The 21,054-nt window shown below is 30.7% G+C and carries 19 protein-coding genes; 9 read left to right on the forward strand and 10 right to left on the reverse strand.

What is annotated here, in order from left to right; genetic code table 11:
- The first annotated feature begins 63 nt into the window (after positions 1 to 63).
- Entirely contained in the window at positions 64 to 1,461 is a 1,398-nt protein-coding gene (locus HA145_RS05810; protein WP_209128253.1) for an aminotransferase class I/II-fold pyridoxal phosphate-dependent enzyme, read from the forward strand.
- 9 nt (positions 1,462 to 1,470) lie between these two features.
- Positions 1,471 to 2,328, forward strand: a complete 858-nt coding sequence (locus HA145_RS05815; RefSeq protein ID WP_209128254.1) for a phosphatidate cytidylyltransferase — start codon at positions 1,471 to 1,473, stop codon at positions 2,326 to 2,328.
- Between the two features lie 12 nt (positions 2,329 to 2,340).
- On the opposite strand, the gene HA145_RS05820 is transcribed toward HA145_RS05815, so the two are convergent.
- The 4 genes from HA145_RS05820 to rimI form a co-directional block, all read right to left on the reverse strand.
- Positions 2,341 to 3,240, reverse strand: a complete 900-nt coding sequence (locus HA145_RS05820; RefSeq protein ID WP_209128255.1) for an alpha/beta fold hydrolase — start codon at positions 3,238 to 3,240, stop codon at positions 2,341 to 2,343.
- 8 nt (positions 3,241 to 3,248) lie between these two features.
- Positions 3,249 to 4,340, reverse strand: a complete 1,092-nt coding sequence (locus HA145_RS05825) for an iron-containing alcohol dehydrogenase (protein ID WP_209128256.1) — start codon at positions 4,338 to 4,340, stop codon at positions 3,249 to 3,251.
- Positions 4,341 to 4,355: 15 nt separating this feature from the next.
- Positions 4,356 to 6,884: an ATP-dependent Clp protease ATP-binding subunit gene (locus HA145_RS05830; protein ID WP_209128257.1), complete on the reverse strand. Its 2,529-nt coding sequence runs from the start codon at positions 6,882 to 6,884 to the stop codon at positions 4,356 to 4,358.
- Positions 6,885 to 7,050: 166 nt separating this feature from the next.
- The gene (rimI, locus tag HA145_RS05835) at positions 7,051 to 7,503 is read right to left on the reverse strand and encodes a ribosomal protein S18-alanine N-acetyltransferase (RefSeq protein ID WP_209128258.1); all 453 of its coding nucleotides are present in this window, start codon (positions 7,501 to 7,503) and stop codon (positions 7,051 to 7,053) included.
- 93 nt (positions 7,504 to 7,596) lie between these two features.
- Between rimI and lysA the strand changes: the two genes are divergently transcribed.
- The 6 genes from lysA to HA145_RS05865 are packed head-to-tail and all read left to right on the forward strand — an operon-like array spanning position 7,597 to position 13,168.
- Positions 7,597 to 8,970, forward strand: a complete 1,374-nt coding sequence (gene lysA, locus HA145_RS05840; RefSeq protein ID WP_209128259.1) for a diaminopimelate decarboxylase — start codon at positions 7,597 to 7,599, stop codon at positions 8,968 to 8,970.
- A gap of 28 nt (positions 8,971 to 8,998) precedes the next feature.
- Positions 8,999 to 9,907 carry a diadenylate cyclase CdaA gene (gene cdaA / locus HA145_RS05845; protein ID WP_209128260.1) on the forward strand — a complete coding sequence of 303 codons (909 nt, stop codon included), beginning with the start codon at positions 8,999 to 9,001 and terminating at the stop codon, positions 9,905 to 9,907.
- A 3-nt stretch (positions 9,908 to 9,910) separates the two neighbouring features.
- Positions 9,911 to 10,714: an isoprenyl transferase gene (locus HA145_RS05850; protein WP_209128261.1), complete on the forward strand. Its 804-nt coding sequence runs from the start codon at positions 9,911 to 9,913 to the stop codon at positions 10,712 to 10,714.
- 5 nt (positions 10,715 to 10,719) lie between these two features.
- Positions 10,720 to 11,727: a biotin synthase BioB gene (bioB, locus tag HA145_RS05855; protein ID WP_209128262.1), complete on the forward strand. Its 1,008-nt coding sequence runs from the start codon at positions 10,720 to 10,722 to the stop codon at positions 11,725 to 11,727.
- Positions 11,724 to 12,656, forward strand: a complete 933-nt coding sequence (locus HA145_RS05860; protein WP_209128263.1) for a rhodanese-related sulfurtransferase — start codon at positions 11,724 to 11,726, stop codon at positions 12,654 to 12,656. Before bioB ends, HA145_RS05860 begins: the two co-directional genes overlap by 4 nt.
- A gap of 11 nt (positions 12,657 to 12,667) precedes the next feature.
- Entirely contained in the window at positions 12,668 to 13,168 is a 501-nt protein-coding gene (locus tag HA145_RS05865) for a hypothetical protein (protein WP_209128264.1), read from the forward strand.
- On the opposite strand, the gene lipA is transcribed toward HA145_RS05865, so the two are convergent.
- Both lipA and recR read right to left on the reverse strand, forming a co-directional pair.
- Positions 13,165 to 14,064, reverse strand: coding sequence for a lipoyl synthase (lipA, locus tag HA145_RS05870; protein WP_209128265.1), 900 nt, complete (start codon positions 14,062 to 14,064; stop codon positions 13,165 to 13,167). The two genes, HA145_RS05865 and lipA, sit on opposite strands and share 4 nt — an antisense overlap.
- A gap of 3 nt (positions 14,065 to 14,067) precedes the next feature.
- The gene (gene recR / locus HA145_RS05875) at positions 14,068 to 14,667 is read right to left on the reverse strand and encodes a recombination mediator RecR (RefSeq protein ID WP_209128266.1); all 600 of its coding nucleotides are present in this window, start codon (positions 14,665 to 14,667) and stop codon (positions 14,068 to 14,070) included.
- 103 nt (positions 14,668 to 14,770) lie between these two features.
- Between recR and psbP the strand changes: the two genes are divergently transcribed.
- Complete coding sequence (gene psbP, locus HA145_RS05880; RefSeq protein WP_209128267.1) at positions 14,771 to 15,328, forward strand: photosystem II reaction center PsbP; 558 nt, start codon at positions 14,771 to 14,773, stop codon at positions 15,326 to 15,328.
- Between the two features lie 15 nt (positions 15,329 to 15,343).
- Here psbP and HA145_RS05885 read toward each other — a convergent pair whose 3' ends face one another.
- From HA145_RS05885 to HA145_RS05900, 4 genes are all read right to left on the reverse strand, one after another.
- The gene (locus HA145_RS05885; protein WP_209128268.1) at positions 15,344 to 17,116 is read right to left on the reverse strand and encodes an ABC transporter ATP-binding protein; all 1,773 of its coding nucleotides are present in this window, start codon (positions 17,114 to 17,116) and stop codon (positions 15,344 to 15,346) included.
- A gap of 10 nt (positions 17,117 to 17,126) precedes the next feature.
- Positions 17,127 to 17,282 (reverse strand): hypothetical protein, encoded by a 156-nt coding sequence (locus tag HA145_RS09565; RefSeq protein ID WP_245151793.1) that lies wholly within the window; start codon positions 17,280 to 17,282, stop codon positions 17,127 to 17,129.
- A gap of 147 nt (positions 17,283 to 17,429) precedes the next feature.
- Positions 17,430 to 19,211 (reverse strand): DEAD/DEAH box helicase, encoded by a 1,782-nt coding sequence (locus tag HA145_RS05895; protein ID WP_209128270.1) that lies wholly within the window; start codon positions 19,209 to 19,211, stop codon positions 17,430 to 17,432.
- A gap of 138 nt (positions 19,212 to 19,349) precedes the next feature.
- Positions 19,350 to 21,053 (reverse strand): AAA family ATPase, encoded by a 1,704-nt coding sequence (locus tag HA145_RS05900; RefSeq protein ID WP_209128271.1) that lies wholly within the window; start codon positions 21,051 to 21,053, stop codon positions 19,350 to 19,352.
- Between the last annotated feature and the right edge of the window lies 1 nt (position 21,054).

The following is a 21,054-nucleotide window of genomic DNA, read 5'->3' on the forward strand; positions in this document are numbered from 1 at the left end:
AAAATTAAAAAAAATCAAAAAAGATTACTACGTATCCCATTCTATATATGTCAATAAAACTTTATGAGCATTTCATCTTTTCTAACTAAAAAGTTTTTAAAATCCTTATTCTTTCCCGCTCATAACAGAGGGGCAGCCTTACCAAAGAAATTAGTGAAGTTATTAAAATATCCACCTGGGTATTGGGACTTGCCCGAACTACCAGAAATAGGCTCCCCGCTTTCCCAAAGCGGATTAATTGCTAAATCTCAAAGAGAATTCTCCGACAAATTTGGGGCTAAAGGATGTTTTTTTGGAGTTAATGGAGCTTCTGGATTAATACAATCAGCAGTAATTGCAATGGCAAATCCAGGCGAAAATATCCTGATGCCTAGAAATGTTCATATAAGTGTTATAAAAATCTGTGCGATGCAGAATATAAATCCAATATTCTTTGACCTAGATTTTTCTTCAGAAACGGGCCATTACAAACCATTAACAAAAAGCTGGTTAGAAAATGTATTTAAAAAATTAAATTTTGATGAGAATAAAATTGCAGGGGTTATTCTTGTAAATCCCTCTTATCATGGCTATACAGGAGATTTAGAGCCTTTAATAGATTGTTGTCATCAAAAAAATTTACCTGTTTTAGTTGATGAAGCCCATGGCTCATATTTCCTTTTTTGTAAAAACCTTAACTTACCAAAATCGGCTTTAACGGCAAACGCTGATTTAGTCGTTCACTCTTTGCATAAGTCGCTTAATGGTTTAACTCAAACGGCGGTACTTTGGTACAAAGGGAATCTAATAAATGAAGGTAATTTAATCAAAAGTATTAATTTGCTGCAAACTACCAGTCCAAGTTCCTTATTACTTTCTTCTTGTGAAGAGTCCATTAGAGACTGGCTTAACAAAAAAAGTTTATCAAAATATCAAAAAAGAATTTTAGAAGCAAAAAGTATTTATAAAAAATTAATTCAAAAAAATATTCCTCTCATAGAAACTCAAGACCCCTTAAAAATAGTATTAAATACTTCCAAGGCTGGAATTGATGGTTTTACTGCTGATAAATTTTTTTATAGAAATGGCCTTATTGCTGAATTACCAGAAATGATGACTCTCACTTTTTGCTTAGGATTTGGAAATCAAAAAGATTTTCTTAATTTATTTGAAAATTTATGGAAACAATTATTATTAAATTCCAAAGAATCAAAAAGTTTAGAAGTGCTCAAATCGCCCTTTGAATTAGTTCAAGCCCCCGAAATCGAAATTGGAACTGCTTGGAGAAGTAAGACTCGGAGTATTTCTTTCTCACAATCATTAAATAAAATTTCTGGAGATATTATTTGCCCTTATCCTCCTGGGATACCTCTACTGATTCCTGGCGAAAAAATTGATTTAGATAGGTTTAATTGGATAAATAATCAAAGTTTATGCAACAAAGATCTGGTAAATTTTAATATAAGAGTCTTAGAAACATAGCAATTTCATATGAGAGTGAAAAGCGGATTACTTATAGGAATTTTTGGTTTAATTGTTGTTTTGTTGGGCGGATGGTTTTTTACACTCGCAACTGCTTTGCTTACATATCTAGCATTATTAGAATTTTTTAGAATGGCAGAATTTAAAGGAATCAGACCAGCTACAAAAACCACATTATTTTCATCCTTTATTATTATAATTTTTACTTATCTTGAGACTATTGGTTTGCTTGAAGGAGAAATTTCAAATTCAATTTTGCCAATCTGTTCAGTTGGGATATGCACTTGGTTACTTTTGCAACCAAAGCCTGGGACAATTTCAGATATAGCAGCCTCTATTTTTGGATTATTCTATTTAGGTTTTTTACCTAGTTACTGGATTAAATTAAGGGGATTAGATTCAGTGATAATTAGTTCGAATCAGGATTTTATATCGTTTGAGAACTTATCAAATACGACAGGACTTCATTTAACTTTAACTTCTTGTTTTTTAATTGTAGCTAGTGATATTGGCTCTTATTTCATTGGGAAGTCATTTGGTAAAACATCTCTATCTCCAATATCTCCTAGCAAAACTATAGAAGGTTTAATTGGAGGGATATCCTGTTCAACTTTACTAGCAATATTTTTCGCATTTTTAATGAATTGGGAACATCCAATATTTTTTGGAATAATATATGGAATTTCAATTTCTCTTATGGCATTAGTTGGAGATTTAATTGAATCTATGATGAAGAGAGATGCAAAAATAAAAGATTCTGGAACTTTTTTACCGGGACATGGAGGGATTCTTGATAGAATTGACAGTTACATCTTTACTCCATCGGTTTTGTATTATATTTTTATAATCCTCAAGTATCTTAATTAATTAAAAAATCTTTTATTCCAAAAAATAATCTTGGATAATTTTACTAGATAATGATGGTAGATCTATATGTGGAAGATGACCACAATTTTTCAATCCTACAAAATTTAATTTATCTATTTTTCTTATATTGTTAATCTCTTTTTTTCCAAGAATACGGTCATTTTCTCCACATATAGCTTTAATTGGGATATTTTGGATATATTTATGTGTTCCTGCAAACCCGCCACTTTTAGCAAATGATGCAAGCGAATTCCTCCATCCTTGACAACCTAAATGAATTGAAGCAATTTGCTCTTCCATTTCACCAACACATTCATCTGGGAAAGCAAATGCTTGCCTGCAAAGACTTTTTCTAACCTGCGGCAATCCAAGAAATGAGGCACCAATTTGGTTAAGAGGAAAAGGAATTCTCTTTGGTTCTCCGAACAACCCAGCGGGAGATAAAAGAATTATCTTATCAATAGAATTAGGTAATTCAGAGGCAAGTTTTAAAGCTGTTGAGCCTCCCATAGAGGCACCAATAATTTTTAAATTATTTGTTATTTTTAAGGTCTTAAGAAGTTCAATTAAATATGAAATTATTTTCGAGGGATTGTATTCATTTGTTGCGCACCTAGGACTAAAACCAAACCCTAACAAATCAGGAATAATAACTTGGAAATTTCTTTTTAATGATTGATATATTCTCCTAAACTCTAAAAAACTACTATCAAACCCATGTAGGAGAATTATAGGTTGACCTTTTCCTCCCATAACCACTGGAAATTTCAAAGAGTTCCAGTTCTCATTGAGTTTAATCCAATTAACATCATTTGCTAGATAAAGACCTAATGGATCCAATAGAGATAATTTGGCACTCTCAAAAAAATCAATATTTAAATTACTAAGTTGTTCGAAATGGGATTTAGTCAATAATAAAATTATATTTTGATTTTTTGTTTTTCAAAATTTGAAATCACTTCAACTATATCCTGTTTATCAATTTCAAAAGGCAAGAAGTGAATTTCAGATTTATCTCGACAAGTAAAGTCAGCAATTTTCTCTAAATTGTTATTTTCAAAAACATTTATTCCAAGTTGTGCAATAGTAGTCGGCAAATTTAATTCTTTCATAAGTATCAATAATTGTTTAATTGATTGATCAGCTAATTTATTATTATTTTTCATTTCTTCTAGTTTTAATTGCAATAATAATCCAACACCAACAATTTCACCATGTAAGAATTTCTTTGGGGTAATTATCTGAGTAATTGCATTATGAATAGCATGTGCTGCAGCTGTCCTACACTTTTCTCCCCCAATACCGCCTACTAATCCTGCTGTAAGTCCACAAGCTTCTATAGTATTTTGCCAAGAAAGATTATTTTCAAATTCACCTTTAAATGCTTTCTCACCATCAATTAGTAGTTGATCTCTTAAAACTCTTGATATCTGAATAGCTTGTTGAACAAGACCATCATCAATTGTTGAGCTTGTTATTGAGGATTCATACCACTTTGCTAAAGCATCAGCTATGCCGCTAGCAAGTGTTCTTGATGGAGCTGTTTTAATAAATTTATGATCATATACCAGGATTTTTGGACAAGATCTTAATGCAAAATCCTTTATAAATTGTCCATTTTTTGTATAAATATTTGATAGAGCGGTCCAACCTGCACATGTAGAGGCACTAAGAGGCACTGTAATACAGGGGATATCAAGAGAATTTGCTATATATTTGCCAGAATCTAGAACTTTGCCGCCTCCAGCTGCGATAACAGAATCATGATTATTGTTTAAAATGATATTTTTTACTCTTGTAATATCTTCATAACAACAATCAAATTGTAAATTAGCATAATTAACATTGAGGTTTTGATTTTTTAAATCAATAAAAATTTTATTTCTCAGGTTAATCGTATTATTACCTCTACCCAAAATTAATGGGCTTTTAGTTAATTTAGTAATTTGGGGTAAAGATTTTTCCCAAGCATTATTCCCTCTGTATATAGTTTCTGGAGAGATTAATTGCATGTTTACTTTGAATAACTAGAAGTTTGCACTTGCTAACTCTTGAGGAGATTCTTCAGAGGAAATATTAATTTTAACTTTTTTATTATCATCTATATCAACTAATGCTTTATCTCCATCTTTTATTCTTCCAGAGAGGACTTCTTCAGCCAAGCTGTCCTCTAACAAGCGCATAACGGCCCTTCTTAAAGGTCTTGCTCCATAAGAAGGATTATAGCCTTCTTCAACAAGTCTCTCTTTGAAAGCATCTGTTACTGCTAATTTAATTCCCTTATCTTGTAATCTTGCAAAAACTTCTTGTAACATAATTTCAGCTATTTCTTTAACCTCATTTTTAGATAATTGCCTGAATACTATTATTTCATCGAGTCTATTTAAAAATTCAGGTCTAAAGTATTGCTTTAGTTCTTCATTAACTAAAGATTTGATTCTATTGTATTGGCTATCTTCAACAGAATCGCCTGAAAACTCAAAGCCTAATCCACCGCCTCCTTTCTCTATAACTTTTGAACCAATATTAGAGGTCATTATTAATAAAGTATTTTTAAAGTCAACAGTTCTACCCTTGGAATCTGTTAATCTACCGTCCTCAAGAAGTTGCAATAATAAATTAAATACATCTGGATGAGCTTTTTCTACTTCATCAAATAAAACAACAGTATAAGGTCTTCTTCTAACAGCTTCAGTAAGTTGACCGCCTTCATTAAAACCAACATATCCTGGAGGCGAACCTATAAGTTTACTAACAGTATGTCTCTCCATAAATTCTGACATATCTAACCTGATCATTGCTTCTTCACTACCGAAGAAATATGAAGCTAAAGATTTAGTCAATTCAGTTTTACCTACACCAGTAGGACCTGAAAAGATAAAACTTGCGATAGGTCTATTAGGATTTTTCAAACCAACTCTTGCTCTTCTAATAGCTCTAGAAACGGCTTTTACAGCTTCATCTTGTCCAATTAATCTTTGGTGAAGAGTTTCTTCCATATTGAGGAGCTTAACCGATTCAGTTTCTGTTAATTTTTGAACTGGCACACCGGTCCAAGATGCAACAATATGTGCTACGTCCTCTTCACTCACCATAGGGCTTTGTAAGAGTTTTGAATTATTCTTTTCTGAGCTTTTATCAATAGTAGATTCATCCTCATTTGTGGATTCTTTTTTATTTTCAAGAACTTCTTTAATTTTTGCAGACAATTCCATCTCCTGTTCTCTTAATTGACCAGCTTGATCAAAGTTTTGGTCTCTTACAGATTCTTCTTTTTTCTTTTGAATTTGTCTTAGTTCCTTATCTATTTTTTTAGCTTCGGGTGGAAGTTTAGAGTTTATTAAGCGGACTCTACTTCCTGCTTCATCAATAAGGTCTATTGCTTTATCTGGCAAAAATCTATCAGATATATATCGATCTCCTAAGTGAGCCGCAGCTTCTAAAGCATCATCAGTAATTTTGAGGCGATGATGTTGCTCATAACGTTCTCGGAGACCTTTTAAAATTTCTATTGTGTCTTCAATAGATGGCTCACCAACCATTACTGGTTGGAATCTCCTCTCCAGAGCAGCATCTCTTTCAATATGTTTTCTATATTCATCAAGTGTAGTTGCTCCTATGCATTGAAGTTCACCTCGGGCTAAAGCTGGTTTAAGAATATTTGCTGCATCAATAGCACCTTCAGCTGCTCCAGCGCCAATTAAAGTATGTACTTCATCTATAACAAGTATTACATTACCTGCAGATTTAATTTCTTCCATTATCTTCTTTAACCTTTCTTCAAATTCTCCCCTATATTTTGTTCCGGCAACCAAAAGTCCAATATCTAACGTCAAAACTCTTTTATCTTCAAGTATGTCAGGAATGTCTCCAAGCTGTATCCTTTGAGCTAAACCTTCAGCAATAGCTGTTTTCCCAACACCAGGTTCACCTATAAGAACGGGATTATTTTTAGTTCTTCTACCTAATATTTGTACCACACGGTCTATTTCAGAATAACGGCCAACAACTGGATCTAGTTTTGATTCACTAGCTAACTTTGTTAGATTTGTTCCAAATTCATCGAGAGTAGCTGTTTTTAAATTTCCCTTGCTTGAATTAGCTCCGCTACCCACTTCAGCTGTTTCCCCAAGCATCCTTATTACCTGAGTTCTTACTTTAGTGAGATCAATACTTAAATTTTCTAAAACTCTTGCAGCTACGCCCTCACCTTCCCTTATCAAACCTAATAAAAGATGTTCAGTCCCTATATAATTATGACCTAATTGACGAGCTTCTTCTAATGACAATTCTAAAACTCTCTTAGCTCTAGGAGTAAAAGGTATTTCTACGGCCACAAATCCTGAACCTCGCCCAATTATCTTTTCAACTTCTATTCTCGAATCTTTTAAATTAACACCAAGTGATTTAAGAACCTTTGCAGCAACACCTGTACCTTCTCCAATTAAACCTAATAAAATTTGTTCAGTTCCAACAAAATTATGACCAAGCCTTCTCGCCTCCTCTTGAGCAAGCATGATGACTTTTATAGCCTTTTCTGTAAATCTTTCAAACATCAGGGGTTTAGATTTCTACTAATAACCTACCAGTAATATGTAAATTTTGTGTTCAGAATGAGCTTTTGTGAATACCTAAAAATAAATTTTATTGAATTAAATTTAACTTTTTTAGTGATATAGCAACAAATTATAGTAATTTCAAGCATTCTGGTTATCCGAACAATTAAATTTTTAATTCTTTACTTGTTAAATTTTTTTCTTTTAAGAGAGCATCTGAACCGTCTTTATAATAGTTTTTTCTTATTCCCACAGTAGAAAAATCAAAACGACTATAAAATTGCTTAGCTTTAACATTTTTATGAGAGACTTCTAAAAATAATTTATTTATACTTAACTTCTTACACTCTTTTATTAAATTTCTCATAAGGTAAGAGCCAAAACCTTTTTTCCTATATTCTTCATTTATTGCAAAAAAATTAATTTGAGCTTCATCAATAACCACATGAAAAACGCATATTCCTATTACTAAATTCGAAAGTAATAACCCAAAGACCCTTATACCCTCTTTACTAAGTTCGTTAGACCATTGCGTTTTGCTCCACAAAGAAATCGTATTTGAATCAAATTCATAACATAAATCAATATCTTTCTCATTCATGTGTTTAATGGATATCATTTTATAATGAAAATGTATTCAAAAAATTCGTAATTAACAGTCATTATAAAATATGACGAATTAGAATCATCCTTCTTAAATTAAAAATATCTCATGGAAGAAAAAAAATCCTTTTTAAAACAAAAGATAGACCTCAGTAGTCCTAATAAAAATATTGTACCCATTACTACAGCCATCGGAAATGATGGGAAGTTATCAGTTGGCGGATGTTCTATTGAAGAATTAGTTAAAAAATACGATTCTCCTCTTTATATTTTAGATGAAACCACTTTAAGGAACTCATGTAGAGCATATAAACAAGCATTAGAAAAATATTACCCAGGGAAATCACTCCCGATATATGCCTCCAAAGCAAATAGTTCTATTTTTATGAGTAACCTTGTTTCCTCAGAAGGTTTAGGACTTGATGCAGTTTCAGAAGGAGAACTATTAACGGCTCTAAAAGGTGGAGTTCCGAATGAGAAAATTGTTTTTCATGGAAACAATAAATCAGACAAAGAAATAGAGTTTGCTGTTAAAAATAATATTCAAGTAATTGTAGATAATGATTATGATTTAGAAAGATTAGAAGAACTTTCAAATGAATTTGATCGTGACATAGATATAATGATTCGCTTTACTCCTGGAATAGAATGCCATACACATGAATACATAAGGACAGGATCATTTGATAGCAAATTTGGTTTCGGTATTGAATATTTAAATATTTTATTTGCCAGAATCAATGAAACAAAACATCTAAAATTAAAAGGATTGCATGCTCATATTGGTTCCCAGATTTTTGAATTAGAACCTCATAATGATCTTGGAGGAATAATGATAAATGTTATTTTAGAAGCTAAAAAATTTGGTCATAATATTCAACAATTGAATGTAGGCGGGGGTTTAGGTATCAAATATACAGAAAATGACACCCCCCCTTCAATTGATGAATGGGTAAAAACAATTTCCAGGTCAGTAATGGAAGCTTGTAAAAAACACAATTTAGATTTGCCTATATTGATGTGTGAGCCAGGAAGATCGATTGTATCAACAGCAGGAATAACAATATACAAAATTGGGGCTTTTAAAGAAATACCTGGGATAAGAACTTATTTATCTGTCGATGGTGGTATGAGTGATAATCCAAGACCAATAACATACCAATCAAATTATTCTGCATGCTTAGTAAGTAATCCCTTTAATTTAGATTCCAAAAAAAAATATACTATTGCTGGCAAGCATTGCGAATCAGGAGATGTGTTGTTTAAGGAGATAGAACTAGCAGATTGCAAAACAGGAGATCTAATATGTGTGTTTGGTACGGGAGCATATAACAACTCAATGAGTTCCAACTATAATAGAATTCCTAGACCTGCTGCTCTTTTAGTTTGTGATGGTGAAGCAGAATTAATTCAAAAGAGAGAAAGTCCTTTTGATCTTTTAAAATATGATGTTTTGCCTGATCGCTTTATTAAACAAAATTAGGTACATTTAAATTAATTTTGTTTTTAATGTGAATTTTTGGGGGATTATAAATTTAAAACTTTTATTAGATGTTTTATTTGCTGTTGGTTTTGGACTTTTGTTATTCTCTAGAGTAAAAGAGCAAAGGACTTTATGGCTTTTAAGAGGATATTTGTTTTTAGTTTCCTCCGCATGGTTTATACAAAGATATGCCTTTCTTCCACTAACATCAAAATTAATTGATGCAGTGGTCCTCGCTTGCTCACTCTCCTTAGCAATCCTTTGGCAAGGAGAGCTAAGAAGATTAATGGAGTTATTAGGCACTGGCAGGCTAGCTGTATTACTAGGGAATCCACCTAAGGAATTTAGAGCAACTTCAACAACTATTACTCAGCTAGTTGATACTGCAGGTAAACTTTCTCAAAATAGAAGAGGTGCTTTAATAGTTGTCGATTTAGGGAGTGATTTAAGGCCTGAAGATTTTTTATATTCTGGCACAAATATTGAGGCAAAATTGTCAACTGACCTTTTAATAAATCTTTTTGCTACGGATACACCGTTGCACGATGGAGCAGTACTTGTGAAAGGGAACAAAATAATATCAGCTGGTGTAATACTCCCCTTATCAAGGCAAGGAATTAGTAGATACGGAACAAGACATTTGGCTGCATTAGGAATTACAGAGAGATTTGACAGATGTATTTGTATTGTTGTTTCTGAAGAGACAGGTACGTTATCCTTAGCGAACCAAGGAAAACTGGAAAGACCTATTACAAGCAGTCGTTTGCAAGAACTTCTCGTAAATTTAATTGGCAATCAAAACTCTATAGGAACAACTAAATCAACTTTAAGTAAAAATGCCTTATCCCAAAACACAAACTCAAGTGATAACATTATCAGTGATATCAATGAAAATGAGTCCAATAAATCAGAAATCTTTACTCACAAAAAGGATTAACTAATGAATTTAGAAAAAGTAATAGACGATAAAATTAGTCACTTATTGATGAAAATAGATAAACAAAAATTGCCCAAACATGTAGCAATAATTATGGACGGCAATGGGAGATGGGCCACTAGAAAAGGTTTGCCCCGATCATTTGGACATAAACAAGGCGTTAGTGTGTTAAAAAAAATTCTCAAAGCTGCAAAAAATTTAGGTTGTAAAGTAATTACTGTTTACGCTTTTTCAACTGAGAATTGGACAAGACCAACAAAAGAAGTTGATTTTCTTATAAATCTTTTTAGCGAAGTTTTAAAAAATGAAATTAAAGAGATACATGAAGAATCAACAAAAATAAAATTTATTGGAGATTTAACTCCTTTCCCAAAAAATTTAAAAGAAATAATCTCTAGTTCAGAATCACTTACTAAAAACAACAATAAATTTTTATTCAATGTATGTGTTAATTACGGAGGGAGACAAGAAATAGTAAAAGTTGCAAAAGAATTAGCATTAAAATCTTCTGCTGGGGAAATAAAACCAAGTGAAATTAATGAAGAATTATTTAATTCAGAGCTATTAACTGGAGGGATTAAGGATCCAGAATTACTAATAAGAACTAGTGGCGAAAAAAGGATAAGTAATTTTTTATTATGGCAATTAGCATATTCAGAAATTTATATATCTGACGTACTTTGGCCAGAGTTTAATGAGCAAGAATTTCTTAAAGCAATAATTGATTACCAATCAAGAAATAGACGTTTCGGCGGTATAGAATCATTACCAAATGAATCTTTTGAAGATTCTCAATATTCTTCCTAATAAAAATGCCTAATTCGAATAATCAGTTATTAAAAGAAATTAGGTTCGATTGGAATAAAGAGGAGATTTTAGAAAAACTTAATATGCCTCTTATTGATTTAATGTGGGAATCACAAGCCGTTCATAGAAAATTTAACAAATACAACATTCAATTAGCATCATTGTTCAGCGTAAAAACTGGTGGATGTGAAGAAAATTGTTCGTACTGCAGCCAATCAATTTATAGTGCTAGCGAAATCAAAAGTCATCCACAATTTCAAGTTGAAGAGGTTTTAGCAAGAGCTCAAATAGCAAAAAATGAGGGTGCAGATAGGTTTTGTATGGGTTGGGCGTGGAGAGAAATTAGAGATGGAAAATCTTTTAATGCAATGCTAGAGATGGTTAGCGGTGTAAGAGATTTAGGGATGGAAGCATGTGTTACTGCTGGGATGCTTACAGAAGAACAAGCTTCCAGACTGGCTGATGCAGGTTTGACCGCTTATAACCACAATCTTGATACAAGTCCTGAGTATTATAAAAATATTATTACGACTAGAACTTTTCAAGACAGACTAGATACTATCAAAAGAGTAAGGAATGCAGGAATAAATGTTTGTTGTGGAGGGATAATAGGATTGGGTGAAACTAATGGGGATAGAGCATCTCTTTTGGAAGTGCTTTCAAATATGAATCCACACCCTGAAAGTGTTCCTATAAATTCATTAGTAGCTATTGAAGGTACTGGTTTAGAAGATAATAAAGAAATTGATTCTATTGAAATGATAAGGATGATAGCCACAGCAAGAATTCTTATGCCTAAAAGTAAAATAAGATTAAGTGCAGGGCGAGAAAAGCTTTCAAAAGAAGCCCAAATTTTATGTTTTCAATGTGGGGCAAATTCAATTTTTTATGGAGATGAGTTACTCACAACTTCAAATCCATCTTTTCAATCTGACAGAAAACTTCTTAAAGAGGTTGGAGTATCATTTAACAAAGATTTTGATACTTGTGAAAAAACATTATCTTCTTTATGAAAGGCAAAAATTATAAAATAGTTTCTCTTTACTCTTTCTTCCCATTTCAAGAAAACTTAATTCTTGATTTAAAAAATAAATTATTAGAAATCGAAAATGAAAACGATCTTTCAGGTTTATTAATTTTTGCAAGTGAGGGCATTAATGGAACTATTTGTGCAGAGAAAAATGTAATTGATATTGTTATCAATTTACTTGACAAATATACAGATAATAGAAATTTGAATATTAAAATAAATTTTTCAAAAAAGAAAGTATTCAAAAAATTAAAAATAAAAATCAAGAAAGAAATAGTTACCATGGGTTGCCCTGAAATAAACCCTTCAGAAAATAATGGGACCTATATTGACTCAGCTGATTGGAATAAGTTAATCAAAAATCAAAATACAATAGTCATTGATACTAGAAATCATTATGAGGTTTCTTTAGGAACATTTCAGAATTCTATAAACCCAAATACAAGAAATTTTAGCGATTTCCCCAAGTGGGTAGATGATCATTTAGATACCCATTTAGAAAATAATGAGTCTACAAAAATAGCAATGTTTTGTACCGGAGGAATAAGATGTGAAAAAGCTACTAGTTTGCTAAAAAAGAAAGGTTATAAAAATATTTATCACCTACGAGGCGGGATCCTTCAATACCTCCATGACATACCAAAAGAAGAAAACTTATTTGATGGTGAATGTTATGTTTTTGATAAAAGAGTTGCTTTAAATCATGAATTAGAAAAAGGCTCATACTCGATTTGCCATGCATGTGGAATGCCAGTTTCAATTCAAGATCAAAAAAGAAAAGAATATAGAAAGGGTATCCAATGTCATTTCTGCATAGATCAATTTAGTGATAATGATAGGAAAAGGTTTGAAGAAAGACAAAAACAGATCGACAGATTAAAAGTGGAAAATCATAAAATCTATCAGAACTAATTTTCAAAATCATGAAAGTTGAAGAATTAGAAAAACTAGCAAGTAATATTGGATTATTAATTAAAATTCAAGTTAGAGAAACTCTCGGATTATGTTTCTTTAGAATCGTTATAGCAGAACAGAAAGATAACATAATAAAGATTTGGGCCGAAATGAAAGGTTGGACTTTTTTAAATAAACAAGGTATTCAACTTGATACATTAAGAATCCTTAGTAAAGCTCCTGCCTTTGTTTCAGAATTAATATGGGCAACAACTATGGCTTGGGCAATTGAAAAAAAATCAAGCAACAAAGCAAGACTTTTAGCTATATTTGATAGTGAAGGATATAGTAAAAAACTTGTAAGATATTTCAAGTTAATAGGTTTCAAAATCGTTAAAGAAGTTGGTTCAAGCCCAGTAGATCTTTTATTAAGATTGGTCTGGGGAGGTGCAGGTACACTTATGAACGGGGATTGTATTTCCATATTGAAAAAACTTGAAAAGAAACTCTCTTTAATTAAAGAAAGTTAACCCGCATGATAACTACTTCTAACTAAGGGGCCAGAAGATACTTTCTTGAATCCTAATTCCTTAGAGAAGCGATATAAGTATTCAAACTCTGATGGATCCCAATATTTCTTAACTGCCAAATGATTTAATGAGGGCCTTAAATATTGGCCGATTGTAATTTGATCACAATCTATTTTTTTGAGATCATAAATTGTATTTTTTATTTCATCCAATGATTCCCCAAGACCTAACATAATGCCTGATTTAGTTTGAATATGAGGAGCAATATCTTTTGACTTTTTTAGTAAACCAAGGGATTTTTTGTAATTCGCACCTCTCCTAACTTCTTTTTGAAGTCTTTCAACAGTTTCAAGATTATGATTAAAACATATTGGATCTTTTTCTAAAATCATCTTCAATCTCTCAGTCTGAAGGTTATTAGTTTCATCAAAATTTTTTCCTCCACCCCATAAATCAGGAGTTAAAACCTCTATTTTTATTGTTGAATCAATTTTTCTAATCTCATTAATTGTAGATATAAATAAATTTGCACCATGATCAGGGAGATCGTCTCTAGCTACAGATGTCAAAACAACATATTTCAAATTCAATACTTTCACTGCTTCAGCGACTTGAGTACATTCATCAATATTAATAGAACTAGGTCTACCTTTATTTACCTGACAAAAAGCACAGGAACGAGAACATATGGATCCACCCAGTAAGAAAGTGGCTGTTCCTGAGGCATAACATTCTGCTCTATTTGGACATCTTGCTTCTTCACAAATAGTATGAATATTTGATTTTTTGATGAGTGTTTGTATTCTTTCGAATTCTGAAGCTTTACTAATAGGAAATTTAATCCAAGAGGGAAGTCTTAGGATTTTTTCTTTCTTGATTAGATTATTTTCTCTCATTGTCTAATTTAGTTTTGTTCTTCCTTCTAAAGCCCTTGCAAGTGTAACTTCATCCACATATTCAAGTTCACTACCCATTGGAAGGCCATATGCAATCCTTGTAACTTTAGTAAAAGGGGCTAACAATTTTCCAATATAAAGACTTGTTGTATCTCCCTCAACACTGGGGGTCAACGCCAATATGATCTCATCTATTTCAGACTTACTAACTCTTTCTACCAAGCTTCTTATTTCTAAGAGTTCGGGGCCAACAGAATCCATTGGGGATATTAAACCACCAATAACGTGGTAAACACCTTTAAATTCTCTTGCGCGCTCCAAAGCAAGCAAATCTTTAGTTTCTGCAACTACACAGATTAGTTTTTGATTTCTTTCAATATTTTTACAAATTTCACATTCATCTTCTGAAGTCAAATTGAAACATTTTTTGCAACGACCAACATTACTATGTGCTTCTAACAAAGCCTTTGAAAAATCTCTTATTGTACTTTCAGGTTGTTTTAAAATAAACAGGGCTAATCGTTGTGCTGTTCTTGGACCAATCCCTGGGAATTTCTCAAAATGACCAATTAATTTTGAAAGCGGTTTGGTATAAGTAATCAAAATCAAACTATTTCTAGGGATAATTTAGACGCAAAATTCTGAATTGCCATAATTGTTTGCTTTTAATGTCTTATTATGTTTTTAGTTAGTAATTTCAAACAAAATGAAAAATATTAAATTTAACCCTTTCAAATATTTATTTTTGATTTTTTTGTGTTTAACACTTAGTGCTTGTAGTGGCGGACTAAATGCGGGATTAGAAGCTTATCAAAGTCCAGATGGAAGATATGCCTTTTTGTATCCAACAGGATGGACAAGAGTAAAAGTCGATGGAGGACCTGAAATTATTTATCATGATCTAATAAATAGTAATGAGACTTTAAGTTTAGTTATTTCTAATGTAAATAAAGAGATTCAATTAGAGCAATTAGGAAGCCCAAGTGAAGTAGGCCAAACATTAATTGATAAAGTCATTGCTCCAGAAGGTTCAGGTAGAGAGGTAAAACTTATAAATACCAATAAGAGAGAGGCATCTAATCATATCTTCTATGATTTAGAGTATGAATTAAATTTAAATGAAAAGGCCAGACACGAATTAGCTACTGTTGTAATTGATAGAGGAACACTTTACACTTTTGCCGTGGGAACTAATGAAGAGAGATGGAATAAAGTTGACGGTATGTTTAATAATGTAATTGAATCATTTAACTTTTTAATATAGTTTAGAAATTCTATACTAGATTCCTACTTGGACATTCCATAAATCAGCATATATTTTGTTCTGATTTAATAGTCTTTCATGTTTTCCGCTTTCAACTATTTTACCTTTATCAATAACAACAATATTATCCGCATTTTTTATAGTGCTTAGTCTATGAGCTATTACTATAGTTGTTCTTTCTTTAGTGATTTTAGATAATGATTTTTGAATTAAAGCCTCTGTTTCATTATCAACTGAGGCTGTAGCTTCATCTAATATTAATATTGGTGCATCCTTTAAAACAGCTCTCGCCAAGGCAATTCTTTGACGTTGTCCGCCTGAGAGCCTTTGACCCCTTTCCCCCACTATAGTTTTATAACCATCAGGTAATTGTTCAATAAATTTATGAGCTTCCGCAATCTTTGAAGCTTGAATGATATCTTTAAGACTTGGGTTGATTGAGCCATAAGCAATATTTTCTTGTACACTGCCATGAAATAAATAAGTTTCTTGACTTACTAAAGAAATACACTTTCTTAAATCCCTTAAATTTATTTCTTTAATAGAAATGCCATCCAAGGTTATTGAACCATTATTACTATCATAAATCCTAAGGAGTAATTTTATTATTGTACTTTTCCCAGAACCTGTTAAACCAACAATTCCTAATGTTGAGTTATTTTCAATTTTGAAATTTATGTTTTTTAAAGTTAAATCTCGTCCAGGATAATTAAAATTTACATTATTAAAAATAATTTCTCCTTTGATATCTTTAGGTTCAATTTTTATTTTTCCATCTTTTATTTTTATAGGCGTATCTATGAGATCAATTACTCTATCTATTGAAGCCATAGATCTCTGAAAATCATCTAAAACATGCCCCAAAGTAGTTAAAGGCCATAATAGTCTTTGTGTAATAAACACTAAAAAACTATAAGTTCCTACATCAAGTGTCTTATTCCAAGTTTGGAAACCTCCAAGTAATAGAATCGCTATAAAAGCAAATAAGATTGCAAATCTTATTAGAGGTATAAAAGCAGAAGATAATTTTATTGCAGCTTTGTTACTTCTTTGATAATCTAAACTTTCTTTATTTAATCTATTTAGTTCCCATTTTTCTTTAGTAAAACTTTTTATGGTTAGAATTCCACTTAAATTATTATTAAGTCTTGATGCCAATAGTCCAGCTTTATTTCTAACATCTCTATATTTTGGAGCGAGCTTCCTTTGAAATTTAATTGATCCTAAAAATATAATTGGAATAGGAAAGAAAGCAAATAAAGCGATTTTTGGAGCGACAAAAATCATAGTGCTCCCAATTATTAAAACAGTTATAAATAATTGAATAATCTGATTAGCCCCTTGGTCTAGAAATCTCTCGAGTTGATTTATATCATCATTCAAAATAGATAATAGCCTTCCAGTATTATCATTTTCAAAAAAATCCATATCTAATTCCTGGATATGCTCATAAGCTTTTATTCTTAATTTATGTTGCGATAGCTGAGCCAAATTTCTCCATAAAATCGAATATAAATATTCAAAAGAGGATTCACCAGACCAAACTATTCCTGAAGCAAATGCAAGAAAAATCAATTGTGCTGGAACTTCTTTTATTCCAAAACCTGCAATCCATGAATTCTGTTCCTTTACAACGATATCCACCGCAAGACCAATTATTACAGGGGGAGCTAAATCTAATATTTTATTAATTATGGAACTAAGAAAAGCAAAAAATAGTAACCTTCTTTCTTGAATCAGATTTAAATAAAGTCTAATTATTGGATTTTGATTGTTCTTAGGCCTCATAAAATAACAATTAAATTTTTCTATTATGATTTAAATTTTCTTTGGTTTCTAATTTACATTTTGTTTTTGCATCTTGATGACTTGCAGTTTGTGTAAATTCTTCGTAGTAACAATCACAAGTTTCATTCGCAATTTCTTCACTATATAACATTTCTGCTTTCATCATCTCCTCTTTGACACTCTGAAGACAAAATAATTTTATGATTGAATTTTGTTTCGTTTGAGCTAAATAAGAACTATTAAAAGAGTTGAATAGGATTATCAGATTCACAAAAATAAAGAATTTATATTTGCTAGCTTTCATTCTCTATTCCTAGTTTCTGACTTTAATTTTTTTTAATTTATTTTTAGTTTCTCTATGCAGATCTCTGGGTAAATCTACCAAACTATAATCATTAAAAATCTGTATCTTACCTATGGATCTACCATTTATATTAGTTGAATTACATATTGAGGATATAATATTTGCAACTCTAACCCCATCAAATTTACCAAAGTTAAATTTGTAGGTTTCAAAAGAATCATTTTGATAATTATTTCTTCTATTTGAGTTTCTCATACGATTATTAATATTTCTATTTGATCTATTTCGATCAGTATTATTTTGTTTATTAATCCAAGAATCATCTTCATTAACAAAAAATGATTTATTACCTATTACTAAATTAATCGCCGCCATTGCAATATTTGAGTCATCCATAGAGAATTTTTCTTTTAAATTATCTAGTACATCAATAATCAAAGCTTTATTTTCTTCATTTTCATCTTTAGCTAAAGAACTCTCATTAACATTATCTATAAGTTTCTCCATCCTTTTTTCATTTATTATTTTATTACTTGGTATATTAATTTCTTCAATCTTAGTTCTTGTTGAGTTTTCTAAGTTTCTTAGAAAATGTTTTTCTCTTTGATTAACAAATAAAATTGCTTCTCCTGATCTACCTGCCCTTCCAGTTCTTCCAATTCTATGAGTATATGTTTCCTTGTCAAAAGGAAAATCGTAATTAACAACAAGTTTTATCCTCTCAACATCTAATCCTCTAGCTGCGACATCAGTTGCAACAAGGATATTAATAAATCCTTTTTTTAATCTATCTACAGTATTTTCTCTTTGATTTTGAGGTATATCTCCATTAAGTACTGCCACAGTATGACCTGAATTCTCTAAAGCTTCAGCTATTGAAGTGGTAAGTAATTTTGTCCTCACGAAGATAATTACTCCCTCGTTATTAAGTTCTAATATTCTTTTTAAAGCATCTAACTTATGATGCCTTTGTACATATAGAAATTTTTGCGAAATTAATTGAGTTTCTTTTTTGACACTTTTGATTAATATTTCGGCGGGATCATTTAGATATTTTTTTGCTATATTTCTAATTTCACTAGGCATAGTTGCTGAAAACAATACCATCTGCTTATTTCCAGGAAGTTGATCTATTATCCATTCAATATCTTCAAGAAAACCCATATTTAACATTTCATCTGCCTCATCTAAAACAAGACAATTTATATCTTTAATTTTAAAAGTCCCTTGCCTTATATGATCCATTATTCGGCCTGGAGTCCCAACAACTACATCAACTTTTCTTTTTAATGCTGAAATTTGATTTCGATAGTCAGTACCTCCATATATTGCAACCGTCTTAAAATTACTAGATTCAGAACTATAACTTTTAAAAGATTCTGCCACTTGAGTTGCTAATTCTCTTGTAGGAGTCATAACTAAAACCTTGGCATTTAATTCATTATTATCTGTAAGTTTTTCTATTAATGGTAGTGCGAAAGCTGCAGTCTTTCCTGTTCCTGTTTGTGCTTGGCCTAGTAAATCTCTGCCTAACATTAGTTCCGGAATTGCAGCTTTTTGGATGGGAGTTGGATTTTTATATCCTTTCTTTCTTAACGAATTTAAGACCGATTGATTAAAACCAAAATCGAGAAATCCATTCTCATTATCTTTTCCTTTAGATACTTCCAATGGTTGCGATTCAATTTCTTTTTTGTTCTCTAAGTTCTTTAACTCAAGTAGGGAAGGATCTTCATTCTGAAATTTTTCATTCTCACTATTATGAGAGTTAATATCTTTTTTTAAAGCCATTTTAAATGCCTAATAATCTTCTGATTAGGCATTCAACAAATATCTAAATTGACTTTAATTGTTGATTAGCCTTACAGAGCCGAATAATTAATCTAACATCTTAGGGTTAAAATCTTACAAATTTCTCAAAAATAAAAATTAATTTAAATAATATATATCTAGAAATTTTTTCGCTCTTGTAACAGCTGTATAAAATAACCTTCTTTCAAAATTATCTCTGCAAAAGATATTTTCATTATCTTGTTTTTCTTTTAAAGCATATTGATTTCTTCTATACTTTTGGGACCACAAAATGCTTACTTTTTCAGATTCACTTCCTTGAGATTTATGTATAGTGATGGCTATTGCTGGAACAACATTTTCTAAATTAGATGGATCAATTAATGCGACAGTTTCTTCGTTATTATCATTAAATTTTCTAAAAAGATATTTTCTTTTATTTTTTAAACCTATGAGTACTCCAATATCCCCATTTGACAAACCAAGTTCATCATTATTTTTTGTACACATGATCGGAACACCCTCTTTAAGAGTTTTAAGGTCATAGGGTTTTTTTTGACCAAAAACAATTTCATTCAAATATTCAACACTCCATATTCCGGAATTTTTTTCGCATAAAATCAAGTGACTTTTTAAATCCAGAAATATCTTATCTACTAAATCTTTTTCATTAAGCAATAAATTATCAATACCCTCATCAAATATATATTTTTTTTTACTTAAATTTGAAGTTGAAAGATTTAATTGTTTTAGATGACTTGTAATCGAAAAAAATAAATTTTTTGGAATATCTTTTTCTCTACTTTTTGAAATAGTAATTTCTTTTGAATTATTATCTTTTTCTAATTCTTTTATCTTTTGATTAAGTAAAGAAAAATCATTATTAAATATTAAACTACTAATTAATGCTATATCTCCAATATTTCTATAAGTTTTTTCTAAATTTACTACACAAGATTTTATTGAACTATTATCACAATATTCAAACAAATAATTCCAGATAGAACAATTATTTACTGGAGACAATTGATTTTTATCTCCAACTAAAATAATTTTACAGTCCCTTGCTAGCAAATTTAAAACAGATTCAATCAAATCTATATTAACCATTGACATTTCATCAATTATGAAAATATCAAGCTCTTTTAGTTTAAATTTCAACTTAAGAGATTTATTTTGAGAATTTAAAATCCATCTATGTAAAGTTTGAAATTCTATTTGGTCTAGAAATTTGCTAAAGGAAATATTTTTTTTATCATTAAGAGCTTCTTTTAGACGAGCTGTAGCTTTACCCGTTGGAGCAGACAAACCAATATTTAAAAATTTATCAATTTGAAGGAGTTCTAGTATTAACTTTATTATTAAAGTTGTTTTACCTGTACCTGGTCCTCCTTGAAGGAAAACTAAGTTTGAATATTTAAATATATTTTTAATTTGATCAATTTTATTATCATCTTTATAAATTATCGAGTTAATTAAATTATCGATATCTATTTTTTTTAGAAATAAATTAATAACTCTTTCTATCTTTTTTGACCATTTTGATAGGGATAATTTTCTATTTACTAATACGAATGGAGAATTAAGGGAACCTATCAAAGCTATATTTTTTAGAACATTTATATGAGTATTGGGCCAGCCATCTTCTAATAATTCAAAGTTTATTAAACTATTATCTACATCAATAATAGTTTCACCATTTTTTTCAAACTCTAACAAAATTCTTATTGCATCTTTTACGAAATTTCCATATTTCTTTTCATTAAATTTGAAAATACCTAATATTAAATTAAATATATGATCATATTGGAACTTTTCAATATCAGTAGTAGTTTTAGTCATT

Source organism: Prochlorococcus marinus XMU1411 (assembly GCF_017696075.1).
Classification (GTDB): Bacteria; Cyanobacteriota; Cyanobacteriia; order PCC-6307; family Cyanobiaceae; genus Prochlorococcus_A; species Prochlorococcus_A marinus_V.

Bases quoted from the DNA above. Each gene is read 5' to 3' on its own strand.
- HA145_RS05810 (WP_209128253.1), top strand. From the start codon at position 64: ATGAGCATTTCATCTTTTCTAACTAAAAAGTTTTTAAAATCCTTATTC.
- HA145_RS05815 (WP_209128254.1), top strand. From the start codon at position 1,471: ATGAGAGTGAAAAGCGGATTACTTATAGGAATTTTTGGTTTAATTGTT.
- HA145_RS05825 (WP_209128256.1), bottom strand. From the start codon at position 4,340: ATGCAATTAATCTCTCCAGAAACTATATACAGAGGGAATAATGCTTGG.
- HA145_RS05830 (WP_209128257.1), bottom strand. From the start codon at position 6,884: ATGTTTGAAAGATTTACAGAAAAGGCTATAAAAGTCATCATGCTTGCT.
- rimI (WP_209128258.1), bottom strand. From the start codon at position 7,503: ATGATATCCATTAAACACATGAATGAGAAAGATATTGATTTATGTTAT.
- lysA (WP_209128259.1), top strand. From the start codon at position 7,597: ATGGAAGAAAAAAAATCCTTTTTAAAACAAAAGATAGACCTCAGTAGT.
- HA145_RS05850 (WP_209128261.1), top strand. From the start codon at position 9,911: ATGAATTTAGAAAAAGTAATAGACGATAAAATTAGTCACTTATTGATG.
- bioB (WP_209128262.1), top strand. From the start codon at position 10,720: ATGCCTAATTCGAATAATCAGTTATTAAAAGAAATTAGGTTCGATTGG.
- HA145_RS05860 (WP_209128263.1), top strand. From the start codon at position 11,724: ATGAAAGGCAAAAATTATAAAATAGTTTCTCTTTACTCTTTCTTCCCA.
- HA145_RS05865 (WP_209128264.1), top strand. From the start codon at position 12,668: ATGAAAGTTGAAGAATTAGAAAAACTAGCAAGTAATATTGGATTATTA.
- lipA (WP_209128265.1), bottom strand. From the start codon at position 14,064: ATGAGAGAAAATAATCTAATCAAGAAAGAAAAAATCCTAAGACTTCCC.
- psbP (WP_209128267.1), top strand. From the start codon at position 14,771: ATGAAAAATATTAAATTTAACCCTTTCAAATATTTATTTTTGATTTTT.
- HA145_RS05885 (WP_209128268.1), bottom strand. From the start codon at position 17,116: ATGAGGCCTAAGAACAATCAAAATCCAATAATTAGACTTTATTTAAAT.
- HA145_RS09565 (WP_245151793.1), bottom strand. From the start codon at position 17,282: ATGATGAAAGCAGAAATGTTATATAGTGAAGAAATTGCGAATGAAACT.
- HA145_RS05895 (WP_209128270.1), bottom strand. From the start codon at position 19,211: ATGGCTTTAAAAAAAGATATTAACTCTCATAATAGTGAGAATGAAAAA.
- HA145_RS05900 (WP_209128271.1), bottom strand. From the start codon at position 21,053: ATGACTAAAACTACTACTGATATTGAAAAGTTCCAATATGATCATATA.